The organism is Neisseria sp. P0017.S009, from assembly GCF_051957375.1.
GTDB lineage: Bacteria > Pseudomonadota > Gammaproteobacteria > Burkholderiales > Neisseriaceae > Neisseria > Neisseria perflava.
On record NZ_JBQCWL010000003.1, the window covers coordinates 90,563 to 109,670 of the forward strand.

Genomic DNA, 19,108 nt, shown 5'->3' on the forward strand with positions numbered 1-19,108 from the left:
GGCCTTTTAATCTACTTAAAACCTTCTATCAGTCTTTGAAGCGTTTGAATACCAATGTGCCGTTGGTACCGCCAAAGCCAAAGGAATTGGAGATGGCAACGTCGATTTTCGCATCGCGTGCTTCGTTGGCGCAGTAGTCCAAATCGCAACCGGCTTCAACGTCTTGTTCAAAGATGTTGATGGTCGGTGGAGATTTTTGCTCGTGTACCGCTAACACGCTGTACAACGCTTCCACACCGCCGGCCGCGCCGAGCAAGTGGCCGGTCATGGATTTGGTGGAGTTAACGATGACTTTGCGCGCATGATCGCCCAAAGCGCGTTTGATGGCTTTGGTTTCGTTGGCATCTCCCAAAGGAGTCGATGTACCGTGTGCGTTAACGTAATCAACGTCTTCAGGATTCAGGCCGGCATCTTTCAGGGCGCGGGTAACGGCCAATGCAGGGCCTTCTTCGTTAGGCGCAGTAATGTGGTAAGCATCGGAGCTCATACCGAAGCCGACGATTTCGGCGTAAATTTTCGCACCGCGTTTTTTCGCGTGTTCCAATTCTTCCAACACCAGCACGCCAGCGCCTTCGCCGATAACGAAACCGTCACGGCCTTTGTCCCACGGACGGGAAGCGGTAGCAGGGTCGTCGTTGCGGGTGGAAAGTGCCTTCATGGCGGCAAAACCGCCGACGCCCAAAGTGCTGATCGCGCCTTCTGCGCCACCGGCAATCATCACGTCTGCGTCGCCGTATTTAATCAATCGTGCAGAGTCGCCGATGGAGTGTGCGCCGGTTGTACAGGCAGAAACCATGCCGTAACTCGGGCCGCGGTAGCCTTTGAGGATGGTCACGTGACCGGAAATCAGGTTAATCAGCGAACCCGGAATAAAGAAAGGATTGATTTTGCGCGCGCCGCCTTCGATAACGGCTTTGCCGGTCGCTTCGATGCTGGGCAGGCCGCCGATACCGGAGCCGATGTTGACACCGACGCGGTCTTTGTCGAGGGTTTCCAAATCGTCCAAGCCTGAATCATTGATGGCTTGCAGGGCGGCGGCAATACCGTAGTGGATGAACACGTCCATACGGCGCGCTTCTTTCGCGCTGATGTATTGGCCGATGTCGAAATCGCGAACTTCGCCGGCGATTTGGCTGTTGATGTCGGATGCGTCAAAGCGGGTAATCCGTCCGATGCCGCTTTTGCCTGCGAGCAGATTGCTCCATGCGGTGGCGACGTCGTTGCCGACCGGTGATACTTGGCCAAGACCTGTGATGACTACTCTTCTCTGACTCATGATAATCTCGCTGTTGGTTGTCGGGATTTTCGCGGCAGCCTTGCTCTTTTTCTTCGTGAAAACGGGCAAAACTCATGCCGTCTGAAATTTCAGGGGTTTAATAATAAGGTAAAAGCCTCTATTGCGATGGCGCAGCAGAGGCTGGATGTTTGGTGCGACCGATTAGCCTTGGTGGGCGTTGATGTAGTCGATAGCCAATTGTACGGTAGTGATTTTTTCAGCGTCTTCGTCAGGGATTTCGCAGCCGAAAGCTTCTTCCAAAGCCATCACCAGTTCTACGGTGTCCAGAGAGTCAGCACCCAAATCGTCTTGGAAAGAAGATTCGTTTTTCACTTCGGCTTCGTTTACGCCCAGTTGTTCAGCAACAATTTTTTTAACTTGTTGTTCGATGTTTGACATGTCAGTCGTTCCTTTTCGCCTTGCGGCAGGTTGTTTAAGGGAAATAATTCGTCGGTATTGTACCGAATTCGGATAGAGTTTTCCATCTAATCCTGCATTTTAGCACAGATTATTCTGGAAAAACCTGTTGTTGCGCATATTAGCATATGCTGATTTTAACCTACAAGCAGGAATTTGTTTTTGTTACGTATTAACATTAACATTATTAAAAACAAGGGGCTGTACTAGATTAGCAGATATGTTACCCTCGAAATATGAAGATAACTCACTGCAAATTAAAGAAAAAAAGTACAGAAAGAACTGCTTCGTTTTTTTGTACTCGAAGTTACCGCCCGTTCTGCCGCCGATATTTTGGGTATCCATCCCAATTCGGCAGCACTGTTCTACCGTAAAATCCGCATGGTTATCAACTATCATTTGGCCTTGGCTGCCGATGAGGTTTTTGAGGGCTCTGTCGAACTGGACGAAAGCTATTTCGGCGGACGGCGTAAAGGCAGACGTGGTCGCGGTGCGGCAGGAAAAGTGGTTGTCTTCGGCATTCTGAAACGCAACGGACGGGTCTATACCGTTGTGGTGGATAATGCCAAGTCTGAAACGTTACTCCCTGTCATCAAAAAGAAAATCATGCCGGACAGTATTGTTTATACCGATAGTCTGAGTAGCTACGACAAGTTGGACGTGAGCGGTTTCATCCATTACCGCATCAACCATTCCAAGGAATTTGCCGACCGTCAGAACCACATTAACGGCATTGAGAATTTTTGGAATCAGGCAAAACGTGTCTTGCGAAAATACAACGGAATCGATCGCAAATCTTTCCCGTTGTTCTTGAAAGAATGCGAATTTCGATTTAACTTCGGCACACCGTCCCGGCAGCTAAAAATCCTGCAAAAATGGTGTGAAATTTAGGGCTAATCTACTAGTACAGCCCCTTAAAAAATTTTGATGGCGGTTGCTGCTGAAAAAGTAGAAATTGGATTTGAGAGAAGGTTTTTGCATATGCTGGTTTCGTGAAGGCCTACGCAGGATCAGCGTTGTCAGCGTTTTCATGTGTATGCTAACCTTCTGCAAGGTATCTGCTTAATCATATTTGAAATCAGTATTAAAGCATAATTATCAGTATCCGAAATTCCAGTTAATTAAATATTCAGAGACAATCGTTAAGATTGATTTAAGGATGAAAATGCAAGACCAAGAAAACATTAAAAACCAAGAAGAACAAGAAAATCAGCCAAAAGAAGACAATGGTGCCATGACCAAGTTGCAAGATGTGTTCAATCTTGCGCATGACCAGGCCCATCCCGATAAAATTGATGCCGTCATCCGCGCCAATACTCGGGTGTCCGGAACCAATATGTGGGTATTGATGTTTGCCATTGCCGTGGCGAGTATCGGTCTAAATGTAAACAGCACGGCGGTAGTGATCGGCGCGATGTTGATTTCGCCGTTGATGGGGCCGATTGTAGGTATGGGTTACGGTTTGGCGGTAGGGGATACTGCGCTGATCCGTCAAGCCGTGCGCAATATTATTATATTCGTCGTCATCAGCTTGATTACCGCTACATTGTATTTCCTGTTAACCCCGCTTAAAGAGGCGCAAAGCGAGCTTTTGGCGCGTACTCAGCCGACCCTTTGGGATGTGTTGATTGCCTTCTTCGGCGGTAGTGCGGGTATTGTGGCGCTGACTCGAAAAGAAGGAGGCAATGCCATACCGGGTGTGGCGATTGCTACCGCATTGATGCCGCCCCTGTGTACTGCGGGCTACGGACTGGCACATGGCAACTGGCACTACTTTCTCGGTGCTTCATATCTTTTTGCCATCAACTGCGTGTTCATCGCTTTTTCGACCTTGTTGTTTTCCAAGCTGCTCAAGCTGCCGCGCAGGGGGCTGGTAACGGAATCCAAACGCCGGTTGCAAAGCATCATTATTACTGCTGTCGTGTTGGCTGTGATGATTCCGAGCGGCTATATGGCATCAGGACTGGTGCGTCAGGAGATCTTCAACACCAGAGCCAATGCCGCCATTGCCACTGCGCAGCAACAGGAAGGTTTTTTCGTGCTGCGTAAGATGTTGAACCACAGAGAAAATAAAGTCGGTCTGATTGTCAATGGAACGGGCAATGCCGAGAAAATTTCCGCCTTGCTGGTGAAAAGCCTTAACGCGTCGGGGGTGAAAGAGCCGAAGGTCAACGTGGTCTATGCGGGAGGGAACGATGCCAAAATCGAAGAATTGCTGGCAAGCCGAAACAACCCGGTTCAGCAGCAAAATGAGCTGAAAGAGCAGCAGGCCTATATCGATACCATACTGGCAGGCAAAGCCTCCGATATCGACGATGCAGCGGTACTCAAGGAATTAAAAGCCCAATATCCGGAAGCGGAAAAAATCGTTGTCGGACGCGGCTTGGCTTGGGATAAAGCGCAAACAACGCCTGTTTCCGAACAGTCTGAAAGCCAAAAAAACGCAGAACCGAAGACAGATACATATGACGATATCGTCGTTGTCTCTCTCGAATTGGAGCAGCCACTACCTGCCAAAGATTACGAGCGGATACAGGCGTGGTTACGCCAGCGTTATGAGGGTAAGGTAGTGAACATATTGCAAACGCACAAGTCTCAGACAGATAAACCGTCTAACGAATAATCGCCTTCAGGCTTTATCCATTTCCGAGAAATCATTGATTGTTCCTAGTACACCAAATCCGCCTCAAACACGCCTCTCAAGGCGTTGGAGAGGCGGATTTTTTCTGCGCGTTCGAGCATATCGCGGGTGATGTGCGTTTCGATGACTGCGTCCGCGCCCAAGTAGGTTTGCAGCTGCTGCAACACGGCTTGGCGCATGATGCCGTTGAGGATATCCAAATCCAGAGACGGGGTGAGACGGGTGTTTTTGTGCATGTTCATGTTTCAGTATTCTCCTGAAAATACTGTAAACAACGCTACTAGTTTCTACAGCATCGAGTTGATAACGTTCGCCCACACCGGCAAGGTTTTCTGCGCCAAGGACGAGTTTGAGTTTCTCAAAGTCGATTTGGTCTTCGCAAAAGACTTCGGGAAAGATTTGCTTGAGTTTTAATATGTTGTTTTGTTTGAAATTATTTTCTAAATCGTGTATAATTTTTCGGTTCGGCTGCCATAATTGCGTCTTCCATCAATGATCACTTACAAAGTGTCCATTTTATCGGGATATGTTGAAAGTTAAAAGAAAAGAAGGCCGTCTGAAAAACTTTAATATTCGTTTTTCAGACGGCCTTCTTTTCACTTACCGAAACAAGAGTATTTTGTTTCTCAACTTTACGAAACAGTCAGTCCTGCTGCTTGCTTCTACCCCAAAAACTCTTTCAAAAACAGCAATACGCAGGTAAGTTCGTCGGCGGATTCGCGTTGCGTACCGTTGCCGGTATGGCCGCCGCCGTCAGGCGAGTAGAGCCAAGATTGCGGCGAGGTTTCGCGCAGTTTGGCGTAGAACTTGAGCGCGTGGGCGGGATGGACGCGGTCGTCGCTGAGGCTGGTGGTAATGAGCGCTGGCGGATAATTGATGCCGTCTGAAAGATTGTGATACGGCGACAATTCGCCCAGCCAGCGTTTGCAGACTTCGTATTTTTGCGGATTGCCGTATTCGTCCGTCCAGCTTGAACCGGCGGAGAGCAGCGGATAACGGATCATGTCGGTCAGCGGCACTTCGCACACCAGCGCGCCAATGCTTTGAGGTTCGCGCACGCAGGCGGCGGCGGTAATCAGGCCGCCGTTGCTGCCTCCCTGCAAGCCGATGTGTTTGGGCGAACTGATACCGCGTTCGGACAAATCGCGCACGACGGCAAGCAAATCATCAACGCTTTTATGTTTGCTGATTCCCTGCGCCGCCTGATGCCAACGCGGGCCGAATTCGCCGCCGCCGCGGATGTTCGCCAACACAAAGGCATTGCCCTCTTCCAGCCAATATTTGCCGACGCTACCCAAATAATGCGGCAATTCGGGAATACCGAAACCGCCGTAGGCATAGACTAAGGTCGGCGTGTCGGGCGTGGCGTTTTTGCCGACGTGGAAATAAGGAATGCGCTCGCCGTCGGCTGAAGTCGTCCAAAACTGCTGCACGTTGATGCCGTCTGAATCGAACTGCTGCGGCTGACGGCGCATGACGGTCAGTTCCATCACGTTCAAATCCAATGCAAACAGCGTCAGCGGTGTGGTGAAATCGCTGGCGGCAAGGTAAACCACGTCGCCGCCCCACGGTTGGTCGGTCATTTCCAACGCGCCCGAAGGCAGGCGCGGCAGTTCGACTTCCTGCCATTTGCCGTCGGTAAAACGCCATGCTTTCAGACGGCCTTGTACGTTTTCCAGTAGGCTCGCCACCACAAAACGCTTGGTCGTTTCCACGCTTTCTAATGCCTGCGTTTCATCGGGCGCAAACAAAAGCTGCGCCGCGCCTAATTCGCCGCGGTTTAATTTTACTGCCACCAATGCGCCGCTCGGATAGCTTTGGTTCGCGCGGTTCCAGTCTTTGCGCAGCGTCAGCAAAAGATGTCCAGCCAGATAGCCGACTACGTCGCAATCGTTGGGCAGGTTTAACGGTTTCGCCTCGCCTTCGGCTGAGACCTGCAAATAGGTTTTGGTGTAAAAACCGTCCGACGCTTCAATCAAATCAATCGGCGAACCCTGCGGATCGAGGTAACGCCACGCGTTTACCATCATGCCGTCTTTGGCAATTTGATACACCGGCAGGCTTTCCTCGAAACTTTTGCCGCGTTCCACCAGCCACACTTCGCGCGGATAGCCCGATTCGGTCAACTGGCGTTCGTCCCAAGCCGGACACACCCATACGCTGTTTTCATCGCGCCACGACACATGGTTTTTGCCTGCCGGAAAGTGAAAACCGCCTTCTACCAACTCCCCTGCTTCCAAATCCACTTCCAGCGTGTACGCCGTATCGCCGCCCGATTTGCTCAGTGTTAACAACGCGCGGTTGGGCTTTTCCACCAAGTGCGACACGCCACCCAAATACACATCGTCGCCGAGCAACTCGTCGAAATCCGCCACTGAAAACAGGATTTTCCACTCGGGATAGCCGGAACGATACGTCGCTGCGGTACATACGCGGTACACGCCCTTCGGATACTCCGCGTCCTGATGGAAATGGTACATCCGCGCGCGGTGTTCCTGACAAAACGGAATCTGCCGCGTATCCTGCAACTGTGCCAAAATGCCGTCAGACAATGCGCGCGCCTTGTCGTTTTCTAAAAAACGGGCGCGCGTTTCGGCATGCGCCGCAGCGGCAAACTCTTGCGTTTTGGGAGATTCGAGGTTTTCAAAATGAAGATAGGAATCGGGGTAAGATTTCATAGGAAAAGACCGTCTGAAAGATTGGGAAACGGAATTATAACGGCAAAATCAAAAAAGGCCGTCTGAAACCTGCGTTTCAGACGGCCTGAGACATTATTCAACTCAACGTCCGTATATTTTCCACAAACCTTCCTGCAAACCAAATGCAGGCTCGCCGTCTTGCGGCTGGGTGCGTACATAGCTGCCGTCAGGCTGCATCAGCCAAGCCTGGGTATTGTCTTCCAAGGCCATTTCCAAACCTTCGCGGATCACGCGTTCTTTGAGTTCGGGCGTGGTAATCGGCGTGGCGACTTCAATGCGGCGGAAAAAGTTGCGACCCATCCAGTCGGCGCTGGAGATAAAGGTATCGTCTGCGCCGTTGTTATGGAAGCAATACACGCGCGAGTGTTCGAGTTGGCGGCCGATGATGGAGCGGACGCGGATGTTTTCGGACAAGCCTTTTACACCCGGGCGCAAAGTACACATACCGCGCACAATCAGGTCGATTTGCACGCCTGCCGCGCTGGCCTGATACAGCGCATCAATTACGCTCGGCTCGATGAGGGAATTCATCTTGGCGGTAATCCGCGCCGGTTTGCCTGCTTTGGCGTGTTCGGTTTCCTGCTTGATGCGGTCGATGACCATTTTGTGCAGGGTAAACGGGCTTTGATAGAGCTTGTTCAGACGGCCCGGCTTGCCCAAGCCTGTGATTTCCATAAACAAAGTGTTCACATCGGCAGTGATTTGTTCGTCGGCGGTAATGATGCCGAAGTCGGTGTAAATGCGCGATGTGCCTTGGTGGTAGTTACCGGTACCGAGGTGGGCATAATGCTTGAGCACGCCGTCTTCGCGGCGGATAACCAAAGCCATTTTGGCGTGAACTTTGTAGCCGAATACGCCGTACACGACGTGCGCGCCCGCCTCTTCGAGCTGTTTCGCCCAGTTGACGTTGTTGGCTTCGTCAAAACGTGCCATCAGCTCAACGACGACGGTTACTTGTTTGCCCGCCAGTGCGGCCTTCATCAATGCGCGCACAAGCTCGGAATTGCTGCCGGTACGGTAGATAGTCATTTTGACGGCCAACACATCCGGATCGGCCGCAGCCTCGCGTATCATTTGAACAACCGGATCGAAAGACTGATACGGATGGTGCAGCAAGATCGGCGACTGTTTGACCAGTTTGAATACGGAGCCGTTTTTGCGCAAGGCTTTCAGACGGCCTGCATTGCGTGGCGGAAACTTCAAATCCGGCCTGTCCACCAAATCGGGGACGGCATTGAGGCGCACCAAATTGACCGGCCCTTTGACCTGATACAGCTCGGCAGAAGTCAGCTTGAACTGGGCAAGCAAGAAGTCGTGAATATGCGCCGGACAAGTGTCCGCTACTTCCAAGCGCACGCCGTCGCCGTATTCGCGGTCGTGCAATTCGTTTTGAATCGCGGCACGCAGGTTTTTCAAATCTTCTTCATCAACCGTCAAATCGCTGTCGCGCGTGAGGCGGAACTGATGGCAGTCTTTAACCTTCATGCCGGGAAAGAGTTTGCCGACATGGGCGTGCAAAATCGAAGACAAGAACACAAAGCCTGCATCGCCGCCGCAAATTTCAGACGGCATGGGGACGACGCGCGGCAAAATGCGCGGAGCCTGCACAATCGCCATCCCGGACGGACGGCCGAACGCATCCGTGCCTTCTAGTTCAACGGCAAAGTTGAGCGATTTGTTTAACGGGCGCGGGAATGGGTGTGACGGATCAAGGCCGATGGGGGTGAGAATGGGCAAAAGCTCGTTGTCGAAATAGTTTTCGATCCATTTTTTCTGCGCAGCCGTCCATTTGTGGCGGCGATAGAAATGAATGCCGGCACGGCCGAGTGCAGGCTGTAATACTTTGTTAAACAGATCGTACTGCTCGCGGATCAAGGCCTGCGCCTCTTTCGCCACCGCTTCGATTGTTTCGGCCGCGGTTTTTCCGTTGTCGAGCAGTTGATGCGGACGCAGTTTGTTTTCGCGTTTCAACCACGCCATGCGCACTTCAAAAAATTCGTCCAAATTGGAAGAAACAATGCACAAAAAACGCAAACGCTCCAACAAAGGAACATTCGCATCCTGCGCCTGAGCCAGCACACGACGGTTAAACGCCAACAGGCTAAGTTCTCGGCAGAGAATGCGGTTTTGCTCGGGCATGGTTCACTCCTGAAACATCGGTCATTAAGACTATCAAGTATAACGTTTTGCCGCCGTTCCGTCAGGTTTCAGACGGCCTTAGCAGACAACCTTATCTCTATTTGAGGCAAGACAAAGGGTTATCCGTTTTTTTCTATGCCGAAACAGCGGTTTTTGCTATAATGCGCAGTTTAATGCAACCGCAATACCACTGCTAAAGGATAAGAAAATGGGCTTTTTGCAAGGCAAAAAAATTCTGATTACCGGCATGATCTCCGAGCGTTCCATCGCTTACGGCATCGCCAAAGCCTGCCGCGAACAAGGCGCGGAATTGGCATTTACTTATGTTGTCGACAAACTGGAAGAGCGCGTCCGTAAAATGGCGGCCGAACTCGGCTCCGAACTCGTGTTCCGCTGCGACGTTGCCAGCGACGACGAAATCAACCAAGTTTTCGTTGACTTGGGCAAACACTGGGACGGCTTGGACGGCCTCGTTCACTCCATCGGCTTCGCCCCTAAAGAAGCTTTGAGCGGCGACTTCCTCGACAGCATCAGCCGCGAAGCGTTCAACACCGCTCACGAAATCTCCGCATACAGCCTGCCTGCACTGGCAAAAGCCGCCCGTCCGATGATGCAGGGCCGCAACGCCGCAATCGTTGCCCTGAGCTACTTGGGCGCCGTTCGTGCCATTCCTAACTACAATGTTATGGGCATGGCCAAAGCCAGCCTCGAAGCCGGCATCCGCTTCACTGCCGCCTGCCTGGGCAAAGAAGGCATCCGCTGCAACGGCATCTCCGCAGGCCCGATCAAAACCCTGGCCGCTTCCGGCATCGCCGATTTAAGCAAACTCTTGGGTCACGTCGCTTCCCACAACCCATTGGGTCGTAACGTTACCACCGAAGAAGTTGGCAACACAGCCGCCTTCCTACTGTCCGACCTCGCTTCCGGCATTACCGGCGAGATTACCTACGTTGACGGCGGTTACAGCATCAACGCGCTGAACGACGAAGAGAACTAAACAGTTTTCACGCCAAACGCACTTTCATCATGAAAGTGCGTTTTTTATGGCCATTACATTATGGTTTTAATGACTGCATAACCGATAAGGCCGTCTGAAATTCAAATACACGTAGGAAACATGATTGTCGTATGCTTTGGTGCATTATGTTAATAACATTACAACATTATCATTTTATTTCATCTAAAAGGTAAGATAGAGCATTGATTCTAAATATAACATTCATATTATCTGATACTTAGCCGCTGATAAAAAGTGGTGTAAAAAAGTAACAGAAAAAATTCAGACGGCCTGTTTTTCATACAGAAGGCATAGAAGCTAGGCATTTTTAGCACAAAATACAAAATTTAACATTATTGAATTTTTCTTAACCGATAAAGCGTTAATATGCCTGCCGATTAACTGAATCACATCTGATTTTGACTCAAACACATACAGGAGATTAATTATGTCAATCGCTTCAGAATTTAAAGAATTTATTATGCGTGGCAACGTTGTCGACCTCGCAGTCGGTATGGTTGTCGGTACAGCATTCAGCGGCATCGTCAAATCATTGGTTGACGATGTAATCATGCCTCCTATCGGTCTGTTGATCGGCGGCGTTGATTTCTCCAACCTGTTCATTACCCTGAAAGACGGCGCACAAGCCGCTCCTGCAGAAGGTTACGCCAATCTAGCAGCCGCTCAAGCAGCCGGTGCCGTTACCCTGAACATCGGTCTGTTCATCAATACTGTGATCAGCTTCCTGATCGTTGCCGCTGCCATCTTCTGTGTGGTTAAAGCCATTAACTCTGTGAAAAAAACCGAAGCTCCTGCTGAAGAAGCACCGGCAGAGCCTAGCGAAGAAGTTCTGTTGTTGCGCGAAATCCGTGACTCTCTGAACAAAAAATAATCACAATACCCAAACATACACACACAAACCAAGGCCGTCTGAAACCATTTCAGACGGCTTTTCTCATACCAATTTTCATTAAGCCCTTCCTATTGAAAAAAACATGCCTTCCCTTTCTCAGCAATCTATCCTGCTTTTTCAACCATGAAGCAACGCTCATGGTAAACACAAAGAAAATAAGAGCAGCATAACTCCTTGCCAATAAAAAAGCCCGATGCGTTCAACATCGGGCTTTTAACTGGAAAACCAATCTTAATCTTTGCGTGTTTCCACCAAAATCATTTCGACTGCTACGTCTTCCACTTCTACTTTAGGCACATCCGAACGGCGTGTTTTAGCAACCGGTTCAGGTTGTGGCTGCGCGGCAAAAGCGGCAACTGCTTGCGGATCGGTTTCAACGAAGATTAAATCGCCCAAGCTCTCAGGCACAACGATTGCGACAGGCGCTGCTTCAGCTACGGCTTCAGTTTGTGTGGCAACAGTTTCGGCTGGTGCTTCAACTGGTGCAACAGTAGCCGTTGCATTCGGAGACAATACCGCAGCAATGGCTTCTTTGACGTTGCTGACTGCAGAAGCAAGCAGGGCTTGTTCGGCATCAGCGCCTTCAGTTTGCGCTACAGCAGGCTCGTCTTCGCTTTCAATCGCAAATACGAATGGCTCTGCGCTGGTCACTTCAGGCTCGGATACCACAATCACCAGCGGCTCGGCATGATCATCTTCCTGCGGCAAAGGCACATTTTCAGTTTCGGCGGTTTCGTTCAAACCCAAAACATGCGCCACGGCAAAGAGGACTTTGTCGGCGGTGTCGGTAATGTTCAGGTATTGCTCGATTTTTGCCGAAGACGGAATATTGCGTTTTTTGCTGTTTGAACGGCGGTCGTTGCGGTTGTTGCGCTGACGGTTGTTACGGTCGCGTCCTTGACGGCCGTTGTTTTTCACGCCTTCTTCACTGCGGGCGTTGTTGTCCGCTTCAACTTGCGCCTGTTCGCCATCGGCTTGAACGTTTGCGTCTTCAACATGGCTTTCCGCATATTGGTTACGGTTGCGCTCGTTACGGCCGTTGTTGCGGCGGCGTTTATTGCCGTTTTGTTCCGCTTGGTTTTCAGACGGCATCTCAGCCAGTGCGGCCACTTCTTGAACGTTTACGTCTTCAACCGTTTCCTCGACACGGTTACGCTCGTTATTGCGCTCATCGCGGCGGTTGTTGCGGTTGCGGCTGCGGCGGCTTTCTTTACGCTCGTCGTTGCGGCTTTCGCTTGATTTGTTTTCTTCAAACTTACTGTCGGCGGCTTCGGCATTCACTTCGCGCACTTCGACTTTGCTGCCGTCGTGTTTGTTGTTGCGGCGCGGATTTTGACGGCGGCTGCTCGAACGGCGGTTGCCGTTTTGGCCACGGTTGTTTGCCGTGCGTTTTTCAGCAGGCTCTTGAGCGACTGCGGCAGGCGCAGGTTCGCCGCCGAAAATGCGTTTCAACCAAGCTTTGAAGCTGTCCCACCAAGAGGCTTTTTTCTCAGGGGCGACAGTTGGCGCAGGCTGGGTATGGCGCACGCCTTTGACGGCAGGCTCAGGACGGGCTGCTTTGGCTTTTTCGCTACCGAAAGGTTTGGCAGATTCGTCTTCTTCCGGCTCGGCAACGCGTTTGTAGCTCGGTTCGCCGTCTTCTTCTACGTCATCAATGCGGATGCGGTTGATTTCGTAGTGCGGATTTTCCAAATGGATATTTGGAATCAGGACGACGTTTACATCCAAACGCTCTTCCATCGCAAACAGCTCGGCGCGTTTTTCGTTCAACAGGAAGGTGGCGACATCGACAGGCACCTGTGCGCGTACTTCACCGGTGTTGTCTTTCATTGCTTCTTCTTGAATGATGCGCAAAACGTGCAGGGCGGTGGATTCGATGCCGCGGATGACGCCGGTACCGGCGCAGCGCGGACACGCAACATGACTGCTTTCGCCCAAAGCCGGTTTCAAACGTTGGCGGCTCAATTCCAAAAGGCCGAAACGGGAGAGTTTGCCCATTTGCACGCGGGCGCGGTCTTTTTTGAGCGCGTCGCGCAGGACGTTTTCAACATCGCGCTGGTGTTTCGGGTTTTCCATGTCGATGAAGTCGATGACGACCAAACCGCCCAAGTCGCGCAGGCGCATTTGACGGGCGACCTCTTCGGCGGCTTCCATATTGGTTTTGAACGCGGTGTCTTCAATATCCGAGCCGCGTGTGGCACGCGCAGAGTTGACGTCGATGGAAACCAGGGCTTCGGTATGGTCGATCACAATCGCGCCGCCGGAAGGCAGGCTGACGCTGCGTGAGAACGCACTTTCGATTTGGTGTTCGATTTGGAAACGGGAGAACAGCGGCGTGTGGTCTTGATAGAGTTTCAGACGGCCTACATTGCTCGGCATGACGTAGCTCATGAATTCGGCAACTTGGTCGTAAACTTCTTGATTGTCCACCAAAATCTCGCCGATATCGGGACGGAAATAGTCGCGAATCGCACGAATCAGCAGCGAGCTTTCCATAAAGAGCAGGTAAGGGTCATGGTGTGCTTTGCCTGCTTCTTCAATGGCTTGCCAGAGCTGTTTGAGGTAGTTCAAGTCCCATTCCAACTCTTCCGCGCTGCGGCCGATGCCGGCGGTGCGGGCGATGATGCTCATACCGTTCGGAATGTCGAGTTCGGCCATGGCGGCTTTCAACTCTTGGCGCTCTTCGCCTTCAATACGGCGGGATACGCCGCCGCCGCGCGGGTTGTTCGGCATCAATACCAAATAGCGGCCGGCCAGGCTGATGAAGGTGGTCAGTGCCGCGCCTTTGTTGCCGCGCTCATCTTTTTCGACTTGGACGATAACTTCCATGCCCTCTTTGAGCACGTCCTGAATACGCGCCCTGCCGCCTTCGTAGTCGCGGAAATATGAACGCGATACTTCCTTAAACGGCAAAAAGCCGTGGCGGTCGGTTCCGTAATCGACGAAACACGCTTCCAGCGACGGCTCGATGCGGGTAATGATACCTTTGTAGATATTGCCTTTACGCTGTTCTTTGCCCAGCGTTTCGATGTCCAAGTCCAAAAGGTTTTGGCCATCGACAATGGCAACGCGCAGCTCTTCGGCCTGCGTTGCGTTGAATAACATTCTTTTCATAGTCACCTCGTGAACAGCGGCCGTTTGATTTGTGAATATCTTTTTCAGACGGCCTGTCTGTCCGGTTGGCACTCTTCAAAGGCAAGATGGGAAAATCCCCGTGTAACCAGTATTTGATTTGAAATCCGCAAGGTTGCATGCTTGAACTCAAGCCATGTGCGGACGGATTCGGATAAAGAAGGAAATAAAGAACAATGCGGCGGAAAGGTTGATGGTTCCGCTGCCGTCCGAATGCTGATGCTTCGGACAAAATTAAGGCAGCCTACATCTTCTTATTATCGTAGCGCCGGTAATTTCGGACGGTGCTGCGCGGACTGCGTCTTACGCCCGGCCGGACGGCAGGTTCAATTCAAACTTAATTACGGGATTGCGTTTGCCGGCTTTGAACAAACACAAGGAAATGCTTTGCGGAGTGCGTTTTTAATATAAAATCTCGTTTTAACAATAAATCCGTTTCAGACGGCCTGCGACGGCAGGTTCGAGTCCCGAAACGGACGTTTGGGATTATAGAGAAAATGCACGCAATACGCAAAGATTCAGTCAGCCTGATTGCCGTTGCCGAACACGAGGAAGGCCAACGCCTTGATAACTATCTGATAAAAATCCTCAAAGGCGTCCCGAAAAGCCATATCCACCGCATTATCCGCGCCGGCGAAGTGCGGCTGAACAAAAAACGCTGCAAACCCGACAACCGCATTCAGGCAGGCGATACTATTCGCATTCCGCCGATACGCATCGCAGAAAAACAAAGGCCGGCTGAAAACCAGGCCGCGCCAGCACGCGAGTTTGACATCGTTTACGAAGACGATGCGCTTTTGGTCATCAACAAACCGTCCGGCGTTGCCGTCCACGGCGGCAGCGGCGTGAGCTTCGGCGTCATCGAACAAATCCGCCGCGCCCGTCCCGAAGCGCGTTATCTCGAACTCGTCCACCGCCTCGACAAAGACACCAGCGGCCTTTTGATGATAGCCAAAAAACGCAGCGCCTTGGTGAAACTGCACGAAGCCATCCGCAACGACCATCCGAAAAAAATCTATCTCGCGCTGGGTGTCGGCAGGCTGCCGAACGACCGCTTCCACGTCAAGCTTCCCCTGTTCAAATACACCGGCGCACAAGGTGAAAAAATGGTGCGCGTCAGCGAAGACGGCCAATCCGCCCACACCATCTTCCGCGTGTTAAACCGTTTTTCAGACGGCCTTTTGCACCAAGTCGGCCTGTCCGACCTGACCTTTGTCGAAGCCACCCTGAAAACCGGCCGCACCCACCAAATCCGCGTCCACCTACAATCGCAAGACTGCCCCATTGCCGGCGACGAACGCTACGGCGACTATCAGGCCAACAAACGCCTGCAGAAACTCGGTTTGAAAAGAATGTTCCTGCACGCTTCCGAGCTGCACCTCGCCCATCCGCTGACCGGCGAAAAACTAATCCTGAAAGCCCACCTGCCGCAAGAATTAGCGCAATTTGTTTTAATGCTGGAAAATCAGGAAAAGGCCGTCTGAAAGGAAACCCATGAAACCCAAACTCATTATTTTCGACTGGGACGGCACGCTTGCCGACACCACCAACCCCATCATCCACACCTTTCAACAAAGCTTTGCCGATTGTGGCCTGCCCGTTCCCGAAGCCGACCAAATCCGTCCGCTCATCGGATACAGCCTGTCCGGCATCATCCGCCGCCTTGCCCACAACGTCAGCGAACACGTTCAGGAAACCCTGATTGAGACCTATGCCGCGCACTACCTCAATCCCAACAACCGCAACATGACCCTGTTCACCGAAGCCCTGCCCTGCCTGCAACGCTTGAAACAACAAGGCTATTGGCTTGCAGTAGCGACCGGCAAAGGCCGGAGCGGCTTGGACAAAGCCATTGCACAAACCGACACCCAAGCCTTTTGGCTGGAAACCGCCTGCGCCAGCGAATATCCGTCCAAACCCGCGCCCGACATGGTACTCGCCCTCTGCGACCGACTGGGTGTTGAACCGGAAGAGGCCATCGTCGTCGGCGACACCACCCACGACCTAGAAATGGCCGCCAACGCCAAAATCCGTGCCATCGCAGTCACCACCGGCGCACATACCGCCCAACAGCTTTCCGCCCTGCCCCATGCCGCCATGCTCAACAGCTTGGCCGAATTGCCTGATGTATTGGAAACCTTATAAATGATGGCGTGCATCAAACGACAAAGATTTAGATAACTAACCGATTGGACTTGAAATGAAAAAATTGCTTTTTGTGTTATTAGGGCTGGCAGGCCTTAATGTCTGCGTTGCCAACCCTACTTATGATGCAACCAGAGGTGCGTTGCAAAATGACCCTGGTCTATGCCAATACGGCTACAACTCCAATTGTGGTTCGCCTGGTCAACGTCAACAAAGACGGACTACGGAAATTATCAATATCAAGGTTCCATCAAAATACGGAGCCTGGGCATTTAATCCTAAAACTGGTATTACAGGTGGCGCACTTGATATGAATTCTCGTGAGGAAGCAGAAAGAGAAGCCATTAAAACCTGCGAACAAGGGGGTAGAAATAAACCATGTAAGATAGGTGTTTGGGTACGTAATAGTTGTATCGCCGTTGCACAAGGTAAATTGGGTAAGAAAGTAGAAACTTTCTATGGAATGGAACCTATCCCCGGCCACGCTGAACCATCTGCCTTGAGAAAATGTCAAGCATCTGGAAGCTCTCAATGTACTATTGTTGTTAACGAAGGTTGCTCACTACCTAAATTCTAAATAGACCAAAGGCCGTCTGAAACGTAGACAAACATTAAATAAGCATTTCCTAGGAACACCCATGGCACTCCAATTTGAAATCAACGCCGTTACCCCCTTCCGTCAAAACTGCACGCTGATTTGGGATGACGAAACAAAAGAAGCCGTTTTGACCGATGTCGGCGGCGACGTACCCTATTTATTGCAACAAGTCCAAAACAAAGGCCTCAAGCTGACCGCCATTTGGCTGACTCACGGCCATCTTGACCACGCAGGCGGCGTGGTTGAACTTTTGAAAACCTGCGACGTACCCGTTCTCGGCCCGCACAAAGACGACGAATTCCTGCTCCAAGCCCTTCCGCAAACAACGGCGCAATACGGCTTCCCTGTTTCTCCGTCATTCACGCCGACACGCTGGCTGGAAGAAGGGGAAACGCTCAAGGTCGGCAACCACAGTTTCCAAGTCCTCCACATTCCCGGCCACACCCCCGGCCAAGTCGTTTTTTACAACGCTGAAAACGGTCTTTTAGTCGCAGGTGATGTCTTATTTTATGAGACCGTTGGTCGCACAGATTTTCCGCGCGGCAATCATGATGACCTCATAAACAATATCTGCGCTAAACTATTAACCCTACCCGAAACCACGCAAGTTATAGCCGGACACGGCCGTATGACCAGCATCGGGCATGAGAAAAGGTACAATCCGTTTCTGGTTCGTTAATATGAATGTTGTATAAAGCCAACATTCTGGCATACGCAGATTATGCGTATAAAGGAAAACTGGCATACAATTTGCAGGGATAACACCCGAAAGATTAAGTACCTAATCTCCGGCAAATGCCAAAATGAACTAAAGCACAAAGATAACAAGGTATTACGCAATACAACCTGATTTATCGAAAACCGGACATCTCTAAACCCCAAGCCTTACTCGCAGTGAAATTGTTACAAAGTGACAATAAATGTCAGTCAGGCCTTCTGAACGGTTCTGCCGATTCAGGCGGATACAACGGAGATGAGGCGCAATGCCCTGCCGGAATGTGCCGATGTTCTGTTTGTCAAACCGTCGGGTACATCTTTAAGAAGCACAACATTATTTGGGTAAACCGGCAAACTCGCTGCCGGCACTAACAGGCCGTCTGAAAAGTTCGGCTGGTAAAATCAATAAAAGGATTATCAAATGAAAAAAATCGCAAAAGTGGGCTTCGTCCTGCTGGCTACCGGCCTGCTGGCCGCCTGTGCTACTAAGAGCAAAATCACTCCTGAAGGCACTACCGACGAGCCACGCTTCCCTAAACCTTACTCCCTGACCTTCAACAAAGACCGCGGTACATTCCCGACTTTTGACGAGTTGGATCAAATGCGTCCTGGTCTGACCAAAGACGACATCTATAAAATCCTCGGCCGTCCTCACTACGACGAAGGCATGGTTGGCGTTCGTGAATGGGACTACCTGTTCCACTTCTACACCCCGGGCGTAGGCGTTGACCCTGAAAACACTTCCGGCGTTGAAGGCATCACTACTTGCCAATACAAAGTGATCTTCGACAAAGACAAATTTGCACGCAGCTTCTTCTGGAATCCAGTATTCCCTAAAGATGCCGTATGTCCTCCTCCAGCACCTAAACAAGAGCCTCAAGTGATCATCCGCGAGATCATTAAAGAAGCTCCTAAACGCATCCGTCAATAAGGACAAATTTGAAACGGATCCTATTGGGTATAGCCTTGGCAGTAGGTCTGAATTCTTTGGCCGCTGCCGATGCTGTCAGCGACTATATCCAACGCAAAAAAGTCGTGGTCAATACAGCTAAGGCAGAGCTTTGCTTTGCCGATGACGGTCAGTGCCATCCGGTATTGATCGGTAAGACCACGCCGAAAGGCAAGTTCAATATGACGCCGATGATGACCAGCAAACCGGGTTACGGTGGCGAGGTTATCGGCTTCAAAGAAGAAAATGACTTTTTGTTTGCGTTACACCGGGTATGGACGCTCAAGCCGCAGGAAAGGCGCATGGAACGCATCGCTTCTCCCAATGTGGCCGACCGCATCATAACCAATGGTTGTATCAACGTACAAAATAATGTGTACGAAAAACTGCGTCAGTATTTCATTTTGGAAATCATCTGATGTAAGTCAGTCAAACAAAGGCCGTCTGAAACTTTTCAGACGGCCTTTCTTCTCAAACGAAAATCC

The 19,108-nt window shown here is 51.1% G+C and carries 15 protein-coding genes and 2 pseudogenes; 11 read left to right on the forward strand and 6 right to left on the reverse strand.

Annotation, left to right across the window (positions count from 1 at the left end; translation table 11 throughout):
* Positions 1 to 28: 28 nt before the first annotated feature.
* Together fabF and acpP are read right to left on the reverse strand one after the other, a co-directional pair.
* Positions 29 to 1,276, reverse strand: coding sequence for a beta-ketoacyl-ACP synthase II (fabF, locus tag ACTHTG_RS04850; RefSeq protein ID WP_039861923.1), 1,248 nt, complete (start codon positions 1,274 to 1,276; stop codon positions 29 to 31).
* A gap of 162 nt (positions 1,277 to 1,438) precedes the next feature.
* Positions 1,439 to 1,675 (reverse strand): acyl carrier protein, encoded by a 237-nt coding sequence (gene acpP / locus ACTHTG_RS04855; protein ID WP_003679644.1) that lies wholly within the window; start codon positions 1,673 to 1,675, stop codon positions 1,439 to 1,441.
* Between the two features lie 254 nt (positions 1,676 to 1,929).
* Here acpP and ACTHTG_RS04860 point away from each other — a divergent pair.
* Positions 1,930 to 2,584: pseudogene (locus ACTHTG_RS04860) on the forward strand (IS1595 family transposase).
* A gap of 274 nt (positions 2,585 to 2,858) precedes the next feature.
* Positions 2,859 to 4,316 carry a DUF389 domain-containing protein gene (locus ACTHTG_RS04865; protein WP_039861874.1) on the forward strand — a complete coding sequence of 486 codons (1,458 nt, stop codon included), beginning with the start codon at positions 2,859 to 2,861 and terminating at the stop codon, positions 4,314 to 4,316.
* Positions 4,317 to 4,360: 44 nt separating this feature from the next.
* On the opposite strand, the pseudogene ACTHTG_RS04870 reads toward ACTHTG_RS04865, so the two are convergent.
* Positions 4,361 to 4,552 (reverse strand): annotated as a pseudogene (locus ACTHTG_RS04870) (aminotransferase class IV); the annotation flags it as partial.
* A 22-nt stretch (positions 4,553 to 4,574) separates the two neighbouring features.
* Here ACTHTG_RS04870 and ACTHTG_RS04875 point away from each other — a divergent pair.
* Positions 4,575 to 4,748 (forward strand): DNA topoisomerase, encoded by a 174-nt coding sequence (locus tag ACTHTG_RS04875; protein ID WP_198400575.1) that lies wholly within the window; start codon positions 4,575 to 4,577, stop codon positions 4,746 to 4,748.
* 248 nt (positions 4,749 to 4,996) lie between these two features.
* On the opposite strand, the gene ACTHTG_RS04880 is transcribed toward ACTHTG_RS04875, so the two are convergent.
* Complete coding sequence (locus tag ACTHTG_RS04880) at positions 4,997 to 7,012, reverse strand: prolyl oligopeptidase family serine peptidase (protein WP_440360552.1); 2,016 nt, start codon at positions 7,010 to 7,012, stop codon at positions 4,997 to 4,999.
* Positions 7,013 to 7,114: 102 nt separating this feature from the next.
* The gene (gene ppk1, locus ACTHTG_RS04885; RefSeq protein ID WP_440360553.1) at positions 7,115 to 9,172 is read right to left on the reverse strand and encodes a polyphosphate kinase 1; all 2,058 of its coding nucleotides are present in this window, start codon (positions 9,170 to 9,172) and stop codon (positions 7,115 to 7,117) included.
* Between the two features lie 208 nt (positions 9,173 to 9,380).
* On the opposite strand from ppk1, the gene fabI reads away from it, so the two are divergent.
* Positions 9,381 to 10,169, forward strand: coding sequence for an enoyl-ACP reductase FabI (fabI, locus tag ACTHTG_RS04890; RefSeq protein WP_003748060.1), 789 nt, complete (start codon positions 9,381 to 9,383; stop codon positions 10,167 to 10,169).
* A 448-nt stretch (positions 10,170 to 10,617) separates the two neighbouring features.
* Positions 10,618 to 11,061, forward strand: a complete 444-nt coding sequence (mscL, locus tag ACTHTG_RS04895) for a large conductance mechanosensitive channel protein MscL (RefSeq protein WP_036492108.1) — start codon at positions 10,618 to 10,620, stop codon at positions 11,059 to 11,061.
* Between the two features lie 252 nt (positions 11,062 to 11,313).
* Here the strand turns inward: mscL and ACTHTG_RS04900 are convergent, their stop codons facing one another.
* A complete protein-coding gene (locus tag ACTHTG_RS04900) occupies positions 11,314 to 14,196 on the reverse strand; it encodes an Rne/Rng family ribonuclease (RefSeq protein WP_070587955.1) in 2,883 nt (960 codons plus the stop codon).
* Between the two features lie 515 nt (positions 14,197 to 14,711).
* Between ACTHTG_RS04900 and ACTHTG_RS04905 the strand changes: the two genes are divergently transcribed.
* The 6 genes from ACTHTG_RS04905 (at position 14,712) to ACTHTG_RS04930 (ending at position 19,042) form a co-directional block, all read left to right on the forward strand.
* Positions 14,712 to 15,698 carry an RluA family pseudouridine synthase gene (locus ACTHTG_RS04905; RefSeq protein WP_039861877.1) on the forward strand — a complete coding sequence of 329 codons (987 nt, stop codon included), beginning with the start codon at positions 14,712 to 14,714 and terminating at the stop codon, positions 15,696 to 15,698.
* 10 nt (positions 15,699 to 15,708) lie between these two features.
* Positions 15,709 to 16,359, forward strand: a complete 651-nt coding sequence (locus ACTHTG_RS04910; protein ID WP_004519035.1) for an HAD-IA family hydrolase — start codon at positions 15,709 to 15,711, stop codon at positions 16,357 to 16,359.
* Positions 16,360 to 16,414: 55 nt separating this feature from the next.
* A complete protein-coding gene (locus ACTHTG_RS04915) occupies positions 16,415 to 16,936 on the forward strand; it encodes a DUF4189 domain-containing protein (protein ID WP_004519036.1) in 522 nt (173 codons plus the stop codon).
* Between the two features lie 61 nt (positions 16,937 to 16,997).
* Positions 16,998 to 17,636, forward strand: coding sequence for an MBL fold metallo-hydrolase (locus ACTHTG_RS04920; RefSeq protein WP_004519037.1), 639 nt, complete (start codon positions 16,998 to 17,000; stop codon positions 17,634 to 17,636).
* Positions 17,637 to 18,095: 459 nt separating this feature from the next.
* Positions 18,096 to 18,605 (forward strand): outer membrane protein assembly factor BamE, encoded by a 510-nt coding sequence (locus tag ACTHTG_RS04925; protein ID WP_004519039.1) that lies wholly within the window; start codon positions 18,096 to 18,098, stop codon positions 18,603 to 18,605.
* A gap of 8 nt (positions 18,606 to 18,613) precedes the next feature.
* Positions 18,614 to 19,042, forward strand: a complete 429-nt coding sequence (locus ACTHTG_RS04930) for a hypothetical protein (RefSeq protein ID WP_003748039.1) — start codon at positions 18,614 to 18,616, stop codon at positions 19,040 to 19,042.
* Positions 19,043 to 19,108: the final 66 nt, after the last annotated feature.

Excerpts from the sequence above, each read along its gene's own strand:
- ACTHTG_RS04865 (WP_039861874.1), top strand. The coding sequence starts at position 2,859 with ATGCAAGACCAAGAAAACATTAAAAACCAAGAAGAACAAGAAAATCAG.
- fabI (WP_003748060.1), top strand. The coding sequence starts at position 9,381 with ATGGGCTTTTTGCAAGGCAAAAAAATTCTGATTACCGGCATGATCTCC.
- ACTHTG_RS04915 (WP_004519036.1), top strand. The coding sequence starts at position 16,415 with ATGAAAAAATTGCTTTTTGTGTTATTAGGGCTGGCAGGCCTTAATGTC.
- mscL (WP_036492108.1), top strand. The coding sequence starts at position 10,618 with ATGTCAATCGCTTCAGAATTTAAAGAATTTATTATGCGTGGCAACGTT.
- ACTHTG_RS04875 (WP_198400575.1), top strand. The coding sequence starts at position 4,575 with ATGTTTCAGTATTCTCCTGAAAATACTGTAAACAACGCTACTAGTTTC.
- ACTHTG_RS04910 (WP_004519035.1), top strand. The coding sequence starts at position 15,709 with ATGAAACCCAAACTCATTATTTTCGACTGGGACGGCACGCTTGCCGAC.
- ACTHTG_RS04900 (WP_070587955.1), bottom strand. The coding sequence starts at position 14,196 with ATGAAAAGAATGTTATTCAACGCAACGCAGGCCGAAGAGCTGCGCGTT.
- fabF (WP_039861923.1), bottom strand. The coding sequence starts at position 1,276 with ATGAGTCAGAGAAGAGTAGTCATCACAGGTCTTGGCCAAGTATCACCG.
- acpP (WP_003679644.1), bottom strand. The coding sequence starts at position 1,675 with ATGTCAAACATCGAACAACAAGTTAAAAAAATTGTTGCTGAACAACTG.
- ACTHTG_RS04905 (WP_039861877.1), top strand. The coding sequence starts at position 14,712 with ATGCACGCAATACGCAAAGATTCAGTCAGCCTGATTGCCGTTGCCGAA.
- ACTHTG_RS04925 (WP_004519039.1), top strand. The coding sequence starts at position 18,096 with ATGAAAAAAATCGCAAAAGTGGGCTTCGTCCTGCTGGCTACCGGCCTG.
- ppk1 (WP_440360553.1), bottom strand. The coding sequence starts at position 9,172 with ATGCCCGAGCAAAACCGCATTCTCTGCCGAGAACTTAGCCTGTTGGCG.
- ACTHTG_RS04880 (WP_440360552.1), bottom strand. The coding sequence starts at position 7,012 with ATGAAATCTTACCCCGATTCCTATCTTCATTTTGAAAACCTCGAATCT.
- ACTHTG_RS04920 (WP_004519037.1), top strand. The coding sequence starts at position 16,998 with ATGGCACTCCAATTTGAAATCAACGCCGTTACCCCCTTCCGTCAAAAC.